The 13,271-nt window shown below is 45.6% G+C and carries 15 protein-coding genes and 1 pseudogene; 14 read left to right on the top strand and 2 right to left on the bottom strand.

The genetic code is table 11. The features are described from left to right. The first annotated feature begins 6 nt into the window (after positions 1–6). From kefG to L1D22_RS18180, 5 genes are all read left to right on the top strand, one after another. A complete protein-coding gene (kefG, locus tag L1D22_RS18200) occupies positions 7–591 on the top strand; it encodes a glutathione-regulated potassium-efflux system ancillary protein KefG (RefSeq protein WP_239830771.1) in 585 nt (194 codons plus the stop codon). Continuing rightward, the gene (gene kefB / locus L1D22_RS18195) at positions 578–2,374 is read left to right on the top strand and encodes a glutathione-regulated potassium-efflux system protein KefB (RefSeq protein ID WP_239830770.1); all 1,797 of its coding nucleotides are present in this window, start codon (positions 578–580) and stop codon (positions 2,372–2,374) included. Before kefG ends, kefB begins: the two co-directional genes overlap by 14 nt. A 137-nt stretch (positions 2,375–2,511) precedes the next feature. Next, the gene (locus L1D22_RS18190) at positions 2,512–2,712 is read left to right on the top strand and encodes a YheV family putative zinc ribbon protein (RefSeq protein WP_017632113.1); all 201 of its coding nucleotides are present in this window, start codon (positions 2,512–2,514) and stop codon (positions 2,710–2,712) included. Positions 2,713–2,806: 94 nt separating this feature from the next. Beyond that, a complete protein-coding gene (slyD, locus tag L1D22_RS18185; protein ID WP_076656805.1) occupies positions 2,807–3,397 on the top strand; it encodes a peptidylprolyl isomerase in 591 nt (196 codons plus the stop codon). A 235-nt stretch (positions 3,398–3,632) separates the two neighbouring features. Then, on the top strand, positions 3,633–4,598 hold the full coding sequence (locus tag L1D22_RS18180; RefSeq protein ID WP_239830769.1) for an isoaspartyl peptidase/L-asparaginase: 966 nt from the start codon (positions 3,633–3,635) through the stop codon (positions 4,596–4,598). 166 nt (positions 4,599–4,764) lie between these two features. Here the strand turns inward: L1D22_RS18180 and L1D22_RS18175 are convergent, their stop codons facing one another. Together L1D22_RS18175 and L1D22_RS18170 are read right to left on the bottom strand one after the other, a co-directional pair. Beyond that, positions 4,765–4,992, bottom strand: coding sequence for a SlyX family protein (locus tag L1D22_RS18175; RefSeq protein WP_017632115.1), 228 nt, complete (start codon positions 4,990–4,992; stop codon positions 4,765–4,767). 5 nt (positions 4,993–4,997) lie between these two features. Then, positions 4,998–5,975 carry a hypothetical protein gene (locus tag L1D22_RS18170; RefSeq protein WP_239830809.1) on the bottom strand — a complete coding sequence of 326 codons (978 nt, stop codon included), beginning with the start codon at positions 5,973–5,975 and terminating at the stop codon, positions 4,998–5,000. Positions 5,976–6,106: 131 nt separating this feature from the next. Between L1D22_RS18170 and fkpA the strand changes: the two genes are divergently transcribed. The 9 genes and pseudogenes from fkpA to tuf form a co-directional block, all read left to right on the top strand. Beyond that, positions 6,107–6,883: an FKBP-type peptidyl-prolyl cis-trans isomerase gene (gene fkpA / locus L1D22_RS18165; protein ID WP_239830768.1), complete on the top strand. Its 777-nt coding sequence runs from the start codon at positions 6,107–6,109 to the stop codon at positions 6,881–6,883. Between the two features lie 205 nt (positions 6,884–7,088). Beyond that, positions 7,089–7,814 (top strand): transcriptional regulator, encoded by a 726-nt coding sequence (locus L1D22_RS18160; RefSeq protein WP_004729851.1) that lies wholly within the window; start codon positions 7,089–7,091, stop codon positions 7,812–7,814. After that, positions 7,808–8,197, top strand: a complete 390-nt coding sequence (gene tusD, locus L1D22_RS18155) for a sulfurtransferase complex subunit TusD (protein WP_239830767.1) — start codon at positions 7,808–7,810, stop codon at positions 8,195–8,197. Before L1D22_RS18160 ends, tusD begins: the two co-directional genes overlap by 7 nt. Beyond that, complete coding sequence (gene tusC, locus L1D22_RS18150; RefSeq protein ID WP_239830766.1) at positions 8,194–8,550, top strand: sulfurtransferase complex subunit TusC; 357 nt, start codon at positions 8,194–8,196, stop codon at positions 8,548–8,550. Before tusD ends, tusC begins: the two co-directional genes overlap by 4 nt. A gap of 8 nt (positions 8,551–8,558) precedes the next feature. Beyond that, positions 8,559–8,834, top strand: a complete 276-nt coding sequence (gene tusB / locus L1D22_RS18145; RefSeq protein WP_239830765.1) for a sulfurtransferase complex subunit TusB — start codon at positions 8,559–8,561, stop codon at positions 8,832–8,834. Positions 8,835–9,016: 182 nt separating this feature from the next. Beyond that, a complete protein-coding gene (rpsL, locus tag L1D22_RS18140) occupies positions 9,017–9,391 on the top strand; it encodes a 30S ribosomal protein S12 (RefSeq protein ID WP_004737194.1) in 375 nt (124 codons plus the stop codon). A gap of 107 nt (positions 9,392–9,498) precedes the next feature. Further along, complete coding sequence (gene rpsG / locus L1D22_RS18135) at positions 9,499–9,969, top strand: 30S ribosomal protein S7 (RefSeq protein ID WP_004737195.1); 471 nt, start codon at positions 9,499–9,501, stop codon at positions 9,967–9,969. 166 nt (positions 9,970–10,135) lie between these two features. Continuing rightward, a complete protein-coding gene (gene fusA, locus L1D22_RS18130; RefSeq protein WP_239830764.1) occupies positions 10,136–12,232 on the top strand; it encodes an elongation factor G in 2,097 nt (698 codons plus the stop codon). A gap of 146 nt (positions 12,233–12,378) precedes the next feature. Further along, a pseudogene (gene tuf / locus L1D22_RS18125) lies at positions 12,379–13,227 on the top strand (elongation factor Tu); the annotation flags it as partial. Positions 13,228–13,271: the final 44 nt, after the last annotated feature.

The raw sequence follows: 13,271 nt of genomic DNA, 5'->3' as shown, positions 1-13,271 counted from the left end.
AAAGGAATGAGTAATACTCCCTCGACAGACAAAGTCGTGCCAAAGGTGTTGATCATCTACGCGCACCCAGAGCCGCAAACTTCTATTGCCAATCAGATGATGATTAAAAAGATAGAGTCGCTCGGTCATGTCAAAATTCATGATCTCTACGCCATCTACCCAGACTTCTTCATCGATGTGCCTTATGAGCATGAATTACTTCTCGAGTACGATGTGATTGTGTTTCAGCATCCTCTGTTTATGTATTCCTGTCCCTCATTATTAAAAGAGTGGTTTGACCGCGTATTGGGCAAAGGTTTTGCGTTTGGTGAACAAAGCGCGCTTAAGGGTAAACACTGGCGTAGCGTTATCACAACCGGTGGTAAAGAAGAGGCGTTTGGTGCCGCAGGCTATAATAAATATCCATTACAAGAGATCTTGCAACCATTCGAACTCACCGCAGCCTTGTGTCAGATGCATTGGATATCACCTTTGGTTTTACACTGGGCACGAAATGTCTCAGATATGACGCGTTACCAACATGCTGAAGCGTATCGAAACTGGTTGCGAGACCCGCTACAAGAGATAGGAGCGAATGATGGCTCTGACTAATGATTTTTTGCAAAGTAGCGTTATATTTCTAGCAGCTGCGGTAGTCGCGGTTCCTATCGCGCAGCGAGCTGGCTTGGGATCAGTATTGGGTTATCTACTGGCAGGTGTTGCTATTGGCCCATGGGGGCTTGGCTTAATCAGCGATGTAGAGGCGATTCTGCACTTCTCCGAATTCGGGGTGGTACTGCTGCTCTTCCTGATTGGCTTAGAGCTTAACCCTAAAAAACTGTGGCAGATGCGGGCGCCTATTCTCGGATTAGGTGGCGCGCAAGTGCTGATCACGACTCTGATTATTACCGCCATCGCCTGCATGTTCGGTTTAACGTGGCAAACGAGCTTGGTCATAGGTATGGGTTTAGCCCTATCTTCGACCGCGATTGCCTTGCGTGTTATTGAAGAGCGAGAGCTCGGTGGTAAAGAAGCGGGGCAGTCTGGTTTCGCAGTGTTACTTTTCCAAGATATTGCCGTTATTCCAATGTTGGCGATGTTGCCTCTGCTTGCGGGTAATACCGGTGGCAGTTGGGCGGATATGTTATGGATGCTGGGTGGTGTGATTGGTTTGCTGGTCGGTGGTCACTTCTTGTTGAGACCGCTATTCCGATACGTAGTAATGAGTGGTGTGCGTGAATTGTTCACGGTTGCAGCGCTGTTACTGGTGATCGGCATTGCTGTGATCATGCAGCAGATCGGTTTATCGATGGCATTAGGTACCTTCCTAGCGGGCGTACTTCTGGCGGAAAGTGAATACCGACATGAGCTTGAAATCGCGATTGACCCATTCAAAGGGTTATTGCTTGGTCTGTTCTTTATCTCTGTGGGTATGGCGGTGAACTTGGGTTTACTCGCTGAAAGTCCATTCGCGATATTGATTGCTGTTTCTGCATTGGTCGTATTGAAAGGTATAGTGCTGTATGCGCTGGCTCGTATCTTTGGTACTCAAGCAAAAGCGCGTAGCCGAATGGCGATGATTCTCAGCCAAGGCGGTGAGTTTGCTTTCGTTATTTTTACCGCGGCGAGTACTCAAGGCATCTTAAGTGGCGAACAAGTGTCGTTCTTACTGGTGGTGGTGAGTTTGTCTATGGTGACCACGCCATTAATGCTCAAGCTGCAAGACCGATTCTTTGCTCGTCAACTGAATCAAATCAGCGAAAACGCGATGTCTTCAGATGTTGTCGATCGCAGCCCTAGAGTGATCATTGCTGGTTTTGGTCGCTTTGGTCAGATCATTGGTCGATTGATGTATGCCAACAAGATTCGAATTACCGTTCTTGAAAGCGATGCCAGCCAAATACACATCCTGAGAAAGTTCGGCTACAAGGTATTTTACGGTGATTCAACACACCTAGAGCTGTTACGTGCCGCAGGTGCGGACAAAGCGGAAGCCATCGTGTTGTGTACTGACTCTCCAGACGAAATCATGAAAACCGTCGATTTGTGTAAGCAGCACTTCCCACGCTTAAAAATCTTAGCGCGCGCTCGAAGCCGTGTTGAAGCGTATCAATTACTTAACCATGGTGTGAGTAACTACTCGCGTGAAACCTTCCTTGGGGCTCTCGATTTAGGTCGTCAAACATTGACCGAGCTTGGCATGCACCCATATAAAGCGAAGCGAGCAGAGGCACACTTTAGGAAGTTGGATAATGGTATGCTGAAAGAGTTGCTTCCTCAGCATAACGAGGATGCCGAGTTAGCCCAAAGAGCGAAAGAGGCTCGTAAAGAGCTTGAAGAGATCTTTGGACACGAGATGGAAAACGATCACCAATCTCGAAACTATTGGCAATAGTTAGATTAAATAGCTAATAGCTGAGCATAGAAATAACAGTCTATAGAACCAATCTAATAATAAACGCGGTCTCTGTTTCGTCTTTAATAAAGCTAGAACGGAAGAACCGCGAATCTAGAGTAGTAAAGGATATCAACGTGAAACAGAAAAAACGCTTTATCGCAGGGGCGAGCTGCCCAAGCTGCAACACTCAAGACACGCTTCGCTGGTGGGTTGAGAATAATATCGAGCTGGTGGAATGTGTCGATTGTGACTTCACAGAGCAACGTAAACCGAAAACTGTAGAGAAATCTGAACACGCGAATCAAGAAATGATCGGTATTTTTAAGCCAGAATGATTGAGTTTCGTTAATTGATCCCCATAATATCCCGGTACAGAATTTTTCCTAAGCTCAACTGTTCGAGCTTAGTCCAAACCTCCTTGGAGCTCTCATGAAAATTGAAAAGAACGTAGTAGTTAGTGTTGCATATCAAGTGAAACTTGAAGATGGCGTAGTAGTTGACCAATCAACTGCAGAAGCTCCACTAGATTACCTTCACGGTCACAACAACCTAATTACAGGTCTTGAAAAAGAGCTTGAAGGCAAAGTTGCTGGTGACAAGTTCTCTGCAACTGTTACTCCTGAAGACGCTTACGGCGAACACAACGACGCTCTAGTTCAACGTGTTCCTGCTGACGTATTCCAAGGTGTTGAGCAAATCGAAGTTGGCATGCGTTTCCTAGCGGATACTGACCAAGGTCCAATCCCAGTAGAAGTAACTGAAGTAGACGGCGACGAAGTTGTTGTTGACGGTAACCACATGCTTGCTGGCCAAACTCTAACGTTTGACGTTGAAGTGGTAGCGGTTCGTGAAGCGACTGAAGAAGAAGTTCAACACGGTCACGTACACCAAGAAGGCGGCTGCGGCGGCCACGGTCACGATCATGACCACGAAGGCGGTTGCTGTGGTGGCGAAGGCCACGACCACGGTGAAGAGAAAAAAGACGGCTGCTGCGGCGGCGGTAGCTGTGGTTCTCACTAATACCGAATTAGCGGTTTAGATTAAGAATCTTGAAAGTCTCCCTTGTGGAGGCTTTTTTCGTATTAGCGGCGGCTTTTTGCTCTGGCTTTTAATCTACCGAACTAAGTGTCTGAAAATCTAAGTGTCCGTAAATCTAAGCATTCGTAAAAAGTTTGGTTTTCGCTATCAGACATCGAACCGTGGATGTGATATTGATAGGCACAACATTATAAGACGACATCAGTGGAGAGTTCGCATGTCACAACCTTTTTCAATTGCCATTCATGGTGGTGCGGGAACCATCTTGCGAGAGCAAATGAGCGATGAATTAAAAACGGGTATTACTGAAGCTTTAGAGAAATCGGTTCTGGCTGGTTATCAAGTGCTGCAATCGGGCGGTGATGCTCTGGATGCGGTAGTGGCATCCGTTAAGGTGATGGAAGACAGTCCTCATTTCAATGCCGGTAAAGGCTCGGTTCTGACTCATGACGAGTTTGTTGAGATGGATGCGTCTGTGATGCACGGCCGTGAAATGGATGCAGGTGCGATTGCTGGTGTCCGTCATATCAAAAACCCAATTGAACTTGCGCGTGATGTGATGCTGAAAAGCGACCACGTACTGCTGATTGGCGAAGGTGCTGAGAAGTTTGCCTTTGAACATGAGTACACCTTCACTGAGCAAGATTACTTCTTTACTGAGCGTCGCTACGACCAGCTTCAATCAATGAAAGAGAAAGGTATCTTTGCCTTGTCGGAAGCAAAATACGACGAGCAACATGCTGAGAAATATCCAGACGACAACAAGTACGGCACAGTTGGTGCGGTGGCGTTAGACCAAGCGGGCAACCTAGCAGCTGCGACAAGCACTGGCGGCGTGACTAACAAGAAGTATGGTCGTGTTGGTGACTCACCAATCATTGGCGCTGGTACCATTGCCGAGAATGGTAACGTTGCGGTTTCCACTACCGGAATGGGTGAGTTCTTCCTAAGAAAGATGGTTGCCAGTGATGTAGCAGCACGAATGCGTTATCTCAAAGAGGATGTGCATACCGCTTGTGAACACATCATCCAAGGTGAGCTTAAAACCATGGGTGGCGAAGGTGGCTTGATAGCGATTGATGGCCAAGGTGATATCCACTTCGGCATGAACAGTTCAGGGATGTATCGTGCAAGTGTTGATACAGACGGGCGTGTAGAAGTGAAGATTTACGCCGATGACTAAAGTTTTGGTGGTTTGGCTCTAATTTGGTGGCTTGGTTTTAAATAGCAGACATAAAGAAGGGGCGACAGATATTCTCTGTCGCCCCTTCTTTTTATTCGTCATCAACAAGCATTTCGATAGCTAACACATTCAATGGTTAGCGAGCTTTGGTTGATTTGAAACGTGCTTAATAGTGCGGTGGTGGCGTTTCTTCTGATGCGTCAGCCAAGTTTGAACCATCAATGTTCTTCACTTTACCCACGACATACTTCATTTGGTCTTTCATCTTAGTGATCAACATCTGTTGCTGGCTAAGCGCTTCATTGAGTTCTTCAATGGTCTGTTCTTGGAAAGCTAGCTGACATTCTAAGTCATTCACGCGGCTTTCTAGTTGTTCAACTCGCTTTTCTGTCATCGTTCTTAATCCACATTCCAAGCTTGGGCTATGCCCGCAGAGGTGCCCGATATCACACGGTTCTTATCATCAAAGGCTGCATCATACACTACCGCACGGGGAGGGCGAGCATCTTTTAGTGGCTCAGCATCGTGACGAGAAATTCGTTTTCCGTCTTGAGTATTCCACACGCTAACTTGGCTTGATGGTGTACCCGTCACTAACATACTGCCATCATCAGAAAAACGTGCGCTAGAGAAGATCAGTTGTCGCGACCAACTCTGCAGCTGTGCTTGAGGTTCGCCAGTTTCAAGATCCCAGATTATCGCTTGGTTGCCGCCATCAGAGGTAAAAGCCAGTTCACCATCGCGCTGTAGCGCAACTCGTACTACTCTTTGTTCATGCTCAAAGGTACGTAATACCAAGCCTGACTCGGTATCCCACAGGTAGGCTTTATAGTCGTTGCCACCTGATAACGCGTAGCGACCATTGGAAGAAAGGGAAACAGAATTAACTTTTTCTCGGTGAGCAAGGAACTCAAGACGGCGTCCGGTGACTAAGTCCACATAGATCGCTTTGCCGTTAGATAGGCCGAGCAATACTTTTTCACCATTGCTAGAGATATCGACATCGCGAATTAAGCCATCGGAGATAGACCATAGCCCTTCAGCTTGTGTCCAAGATAGGTCCCAAACGGCGAAGTTCATCTGGCTTGCGGTAATGGCAAAGCGGCCATTGTCCGAGATACGAATACGCGATACTTGGTTTTCTAATTGATCTTGTGGGCCGAGTTGAGCTAACTCTTTGTTTTCGGCAAGGTCCCAAAGCAGCAGCTGTTTTTGTTGAGAGTAGAGCAGGGCGAAGCGTCCATCTCTGCTAAGGGCAAAGCTGGTGGCACCATTGGGCTCGATTTCCCAACGCTGCTCATCATTTTGGAAGAAAAAACATCCATTTAACAAGGTGATGACAATTGTACATAGCAAAGAGTGGAAAAATATTCGCATCACATCTAATAATCCGGTTTGTGTCGAAAGACATATGACTAGTATATTGTTATAACTAACGTATTCACACCAATCTAATCATTAGATTTGTGCACAATAACCAATGGCTTGGCCATTAATTGGAGAATTCAATGAAATCAGTTTTAAAAGTATCACTGCTTGCCGCAACGGTTATGCTAGCAGTTGGTTGTCAGAAAGAAGAACCAAAGGCAGAAGCTCCACAGGTTGAAGAAGTTAAAGTTGAAGCAGTAAACTTTAAAACAGAAGACGACAAAGCGGCATACGCAATCGGCGTATCTTTCGCTAACTACCTAAGCACAAGCATTGATAAGCCAAGCGAGCTAGGCATTAACCTAGACAAAGATATGGTTCTTCAAGGTATCGAAGACGTATTTGCAGAGAAAACTGCACTGAACGAAGAAGAAACTCGCGCAGCTCTTGAAGCTCTAGACAAGCGTGTTGCTGAAACTATGCAAGCACAAGCAGCAGAGAAATCAGCGGAAACTAAGAAAGCCGGTGATGACTTCCGCGCTGAGTTCGCAAAGACTGAAGGCGTAGAGCAAACTGAATCTGGCCTACTTTACCAAGTAATCACAGCTGGCGAAGGCGCTTCTCCAAAAGACACTGATACTGTTCAAGTACACTACAAAGGTACGCTAACAGACGGTACTCAGTTCGACAGCTCTTACGACCGTGGCGAACCTGCAACATTCCCACTTAACCGCGTAATCCCAGGCTGGACTGAAGGCGTACAACTGATGAAAGTTGGTTCTAAGTACAAATTCGTAATCCCGCCAGAGCTAGCATACGGTGAGCAAGACACACCGACTATCCCAGCTAACTCAACGCTAGTATTCGAAGTTGAACTACTAAAAATTGATAACGCTGAAGCAGCTCCTGCACAGTAATATCGATTAAAAACTTCGTACTAAAATACGTTGATTGAATAAAAAGCCTAACTTTGAGTTAGGCTTTTTTTATGATTTGAGGCTGAGTATTTGAATTTTAAACTTGTTCTAAATCACTAGTTGCAATGTTAGCTAGGTGTGCAATTAAAATTTTCTGATAAACTTACATAAATTTGTTGATTTTTCACACGAAGGTAAGGAATAAGTGACTACTACAGAAACAGTCAATGCAGATGTGTTACTTGAAATGGAATCAGTCCACGTTATGCCATTCAGTGAACACGATAAAATCATTCTAAGATCTTATGAGGCCGTTGTTGACGGTATTGCGAGTCTTATTGGTCCGTTTTGTGAAATCGTTTTGCACTCATTAGAAGACCTCAATACTTCTGCGATTAAAATTGCCAACGGCGAGAATACAGGTCGTCAGGTTGGTTCGCCGATCACCGATCTTGCATTGAAGATGCTGAAAGATATTGAAGGTTCTAAGCGTAATTTCTCACGTTCATACTTCACTCGCGCGAAAGGTGGGGTGTTGATGAAGTCGATCACGGTTGCTATCCGCAATGGTGAAGACCGAGTGATTGGCCTGCTGTGTATTAACGTCAACCTAGACGCGCCATTCTCACAAGTGCTGCAATCTTTCATGCCTACGCAAGACGCAGACGAAGCCGCATCATCGGTTAACTTCGCAAGCGACGTTGAAGAGCTTGTCGACCAAACGGTTGAGCGCACCATTGAAGAGATCAATGCTGATAAGTCAGTATCGAACAATACTAAGAACCGTCAGATCGTGATGGAGCTATACGACAAAGGTATTTTCGATATCAAAGACGCGATCAACCGTGTTGCTGAACGCTTGAATATCTCTAAGCACACCGTGTACCTATACATCCGCCAACGTAAAACAGAGGATGAAGAGGGTTGTTAAGCTATACACTCTTAGTCAATGGACCTGTCTATGGTTCACAGTCAGCAAGAAGTGCTTACCAGTTTGCAGTGGCTCTGATTAAACAGGGCCACAAACTTCACAGTGTATTCTTCTATCAAGATGGCGTCAGTAATGGCTCCGATCTCACTGTACCTGCTAACGATGAATTCGATTTAGCTTCTGCTTGGCAAAAGCTAGCGGATGAGCACGATGTTAGCTTGGAAACGTGTGTAGCCGCCGCGTTAAGACGTGGTGTGGTTAGCTCAGACGAAGCAGAGCAACACCAACTAAGCGCATCTAACTTAGCGTCAGGGTTTACTCAGGCCGGGTTAGGGAGCTTATCGGAAGCGCTACTCACGCAAGATAGGGTGGTACAGTTTTGAGAAAGTTAGCCTTTATATTTAATAGTTTTCCTCATACTACCGCTGCAGGTAGAGAAGGGTTAGACGCATTACTTGCCGCTTCTGCTTACAGTGAAGACATTGCTGTGTTCTTTGTTGGCGATGGTGTGACACAGCTTCTCAAAGCTCAGCAACCCGACGAAGTCCTATCTCGCGACTACATCTCAGCATTCAAGCTTATGGACCTGTACGATATCGAACAGGTGTATGTGTGTCAGCGCAGCCTGAGTCAGTTTGGTCTTTCGACAGATAACCTGTTGATTGATGCAACCGCCGTTGAAGCCGATGAGTTAACTCAGAAGTTAGCCCAGTGCCAACAGATACTGACTTTCTAGGGGACGCTATGCTTCATATCGTAAAATCAGTCGACAAACTTAAACTCGCATTAACCTATTCTCAACCGCAGGATCAGTTCTTGTTAGTTGAAGATGCAGTGTACGTTTGCCTTCCAAATCATGAGTTATTCACTCAAATCAGCGCAGTTGAGCGAGTGTCGGTATTAAAACCGGATCTTGTTGCTCGAGGTCTCCAAGAACTAGCCTCCGATGTCGTTCCGCAAGTGGACTTCGACGGGTTCGTTAAACTGACGGTTTTAAGCGACAAATCAGTCACTTGGTAGCTGTGTTTTATCAGTTTGGTTAAAATTAGACCATCCTGAGCTCTAGACGGCTAAAAAAGATCTGTATATTTCTTGACACACCTCCCACTGCTGAATAGAATTTTGCGTCCCTAATTACGACTTGTGATTAGGGATAGATTTTTCACAAAGCTTACTTTCAAGTAAATTTCAGGAGCTAGTTAATGGCAACTATTAACCAGTTGGTTCGCAAGCCTCGTGTAAAGCAAGTTGTTAAAAGCAACGTGCCTGCACTAGAAGCGTGCCCACAAAAACGTGGTGTATGTACTCGTGTTTACACTACTACACCTAAAAAACCTAACTCGGCACTACGTAAAGTATGTCGTGTACGTCTAACTAACGGTTTCGAAGTAACTTCGTACATCGGCGGTGAAGGCCACAACCTACAAGAGCACAGTGTTGTACTAATCCGTGGCGGTCGTGTAAAAGACCTTCCGGGTGTTCGTTACCACACTGTTCGCGGCGCACTTGACTGTGCTGGCGTTAACGACCGTAAACAAGGTCGTTCTAAGTACGGTGTGAAACGTCCTAAGTCTTAATGCATTTTCTTTTTTTTAAAGAAAGCGTTAAGTAAGGCCAAACACTATTTTATTTATTATTCTGAAAAGTTTTGGAAAAAACCTGAAGAAGACAACGGAGAATATCCATGCCACGTCGTCGCGTAATAGGTCAGCGTAAGATCCTTCCAGATCCTAAGTTCAAATCTGAATTGCTGGCAAAATTCGTTAACATCCTTATGGTTGACGGAAAGAAATCTACTGCAGAAAAAATTGTTTACACTGCACTAGATGCAATGGCTGAGAAGTCTGGTAAAGACCACTTAGCTGTATTTGAAGAAGCTCTTGAAAATGTTCGCCCAGCGGTAGAAGTTAAATCTCGCCGTGTAGGTGGTTCAACTTACCAAGTACCTGTAGAAGTTCGTCCGGTTCGCCGTAACGCTCTTGCTATGCGTTGGGTAGTTGAAGCTGCGCGTAAGCGTGGTGAAAAATCTATGGCTCAACGCCTAGCTGCTGAAATGCTAGACGCGTCTGAGAACAAAGGTACTGCGGTTAAGAAACGTGAAGACGTTCACCGCATGGCTGACGCAAACAAAGCGTTCGCACATTACCGTTGGTAATACCTTTTTAGTGCTGCAGGGTTCCTTGCAGCACTTCTTTAGTTCCTATGCTTATGCTAGGAACTATTGCTATTTCTAGGGCATGCACTTTTTAGCGAAGCATCGCTTTTAACGCATAATCTAGGTATAGCAATAGTCCCTAAGTCTCTAATAAGAGGATTCAACCGTGGCTCGTAAAACTCCTATAGAGCAATACCGTAATATCGGTATCGTTGCTCACGTAGATGCAGGTAAAACAACCACAAGTGAACGTATTCTGTTCTATACCGGTCTTTCTCACAAAATCGGCGAAGTTCACGATGGTGCAGCAACCATGGACTGGATGGAGCAAGAGCAAGAGCGCGGTATTACGATCACTTCAGCAGCAACTACTACGTTTTGGCGTGGTATGGAAGCTCAGTACTCAGACCACCGTATCAACATCATCGACACTCCTGGACACGTTGACTTCACTATCGAAGTAGAACGTTCTCTACGTGTACTTGATGGTGCAGTTGTTGTGTTCTGTGGCTCATCTGGTGTTGAACCTCAGTCAGAGACAGTATGGCGTCAAGCTGATAAGTACCAAGTTCCACGTATGGTTTTCGTTAACAAAATGGACCGTACAGGCGCAGACTTCTTGCGCGTAGTTGAACAAATCAAGGATCGCCTAGGCGCAACTCCTGTTCCAATTCAACTGAACATTGGTGCTGAAGAAAACTTCCAGGGTGTTGTCGATCTTATCAAGATGAAGGCAATCAACTGGAACGAAGCTGACCAAGGCATGACTTTCACGTACGAAGATATTCCTGCAGACATGCAAGAAATGGCTGAAGAATATCGTACAGAACTTGTTGAAGCTGCTGCAGAAGCAAATGAAGAGCTGATGGATAAGTACCTTGAAGAAGGTGAACTAACAGAAGCTGAAATCAAACAAGGTCTTCGTACTCGTACCCTTAACAATGAAATCGTACTAGCAACTTGTGGTAGTGCATTCAAAAACAAAGGTGTACAAGCTGTTCTAGATGCAGTAGTTGATTTCCTTCCTTCTCCAGTCGATGTACCTGCAATTAAAGGTATCGATGAAGACGAGAACGAAGCAGAGCGTCACGCGGACGACAAAGAACCGTTCTCAGCGCTAGCATTTAAGATCGCAACAGACCCATTTGTTGGTACTCTAACCTTCATCCGTGTTTACTCTGGTGTTGTAGAAAGCGGTAAAACGGCTTACAACTCTGTGAAGAAACAACGTGAGCGCTTAGGTCGCATTGTTCAAATGCACTCAAACAAACGTGAAGAAGTAAAAGAAGTACGAGCAGGTGACATCGCAGCCATCATTGGCCTGAAAGATGTAACCACTGGTGAAACGCTATGTGACCAGAACCATAAGATTGTTCTTGAGCGCATGGAGTTCCCAGACCCAGTTATTCAGATCGTTGTAGAGCCAAGCTCTCAAGCTGATCAAGATAAAATGACTATCGCTCTAGGTAAACTAGCAGCGGAAGACCCATCGTTCCGCGTTGATATGGATGCGGAAACAGGCCAGACACTGATTTCTGGTATGGGTGAACTACACTTAGATATCATCGTTGACCGTATGAAGCGCGAATTTAGCGTGAACTGCAACGTTGGTAACCCGCAAGTGGCTTACCGTGAAACGATTCGTGGTACAGCGAAAGCGGAAGGTAAATTTATCCGTGAACATGGTGGTAAAGGTCAGTACGGTCACGTATGGCTGAAACTAGAACCATCAGAAGCTGGCGAAGGCTTTGTCTTCGTGGATGAAATTGCCAATGGTATCGTACCTAAAGAGTTTATCGCTTCAGTTGCTAAAGGCGTTGAAGAGCAGATGAACAATGGTGTACTTGCTGGCTATCCAGTTCTGGATATCAAAGCTACACTATATGATGGTTCTTACCATGAAACAGATTCAAGTGAGATGGCGTTTACAATCGCTGCCTCTATGGCTTTCAGAGCGGGTGCACTTGAAGCGCAACCAGTTCTGCTTGAGCCTATGATGAAAGTTGAAGTAACTACTCCAGAAGACTGGATGGGTGACGTTGTTGGCGATATTAACCGTCGTCGTGGCATCATCGAAGGTATGGACGAGGGGACAGCTGGCCTGAAGATAATTCGTGCACAAGTTCCGTTGTCTGTCATGTTCGGTTACGCAACTGATTTACGTTCTGCGACACAAGGTCGTGCTTCTTACTCTATGGAGTTTAGTGAGTACGCTGAAGTGCCTAACAATGTTGCAAAAGCAATCATTGCAGAGCGTGGTTAAAAAAAGGAAGGCATTTTTTTTCATTTTTTGAAAGAACAATGCGTCCAAATATTGCGCTAACGAGAGTTGGCGCATAAAATAGCAATTTCTGGCGCGTCTCGCTCAATAATGAACGTGGCGAATCATAACTAGGAAGGAACACGATTGTGTCTAAAGAAAAATTTGAACGTACGAAACCGCACGTAAACGTTGGTACTATCGGCCACGTTGACCACGGTAAAACAACTCTAACTGCTGCTATCTGTACTACTCTTGCAAAAGTATACGGCGGTGTTGCTAAAGATTTCGCATCTATCGATAACGCTCCAGAAGAGCGTGAGCGCGGTATCACAATCGCAACTTCTCACGTTGAGTACGACACTCCAGCACGTCACTACGCACACGTAGACTGTCCAGGACACGCGGATTATGTTAAAAACATGATCACTGGTGCTGCACAAATGGACGGCGGTATCCTAGTTGTTGCTGCGACTGACGGCCCTATGCCTCAAACTCGTGAGCACATCCTACTTGGTCGTCAAGTTGGTATCCCTTACATCATCGTATTCATGAACAAATGTGACATGGTTGATGACGAAGAGCTACTTGAGCTAGTAGAAATGGAAGTTCGTGAACTTCTTTCTGAGTACGACTTCCCAGGTGATGACCTACCAGTTATCCAAGGTTCTGCACTTGGCGCACTAAACGGCGAGAAGCAGTGGGAAGACAAGATCGTTGAGCTTGCAGAAGCACTAGATTCTTACATCCCTGAGCCAGAGCGTGCAGTAGACCAACCGTTCCTACTACCAATTGAAGACGTATTCTCAATTCAAGGTCGTGGTACTGTTGTAACTGGTCGTATCGAGCGCGGTATCCTACGTGTAGGTGACGAAGTAGAAATCGTTGGTATCAAAGAGACTACTCTTACTACTTGTACTGGTGTTGAAATGTTCCGTAAACTGCTTGACGAAGGTCGTGCAGGTGAGAACGTTGGTGCACTTCTACGTGGTACTAAGCAACGTTGGTGCACTTCTACGTGGTACTAAGCGTGATGACGTTG

It is taken from the genome of Vibrio sp. Isolate34 (assembly GCF_022397915.1).
GTDB lineage: Bacteria > Pseudomonadota > Gammaproteobacteria > Enterobacterales > Vibrionaceae > Vibrio.
This window is presented reverse-complemented; position numbering and strand designations above follow the sequence as displayed.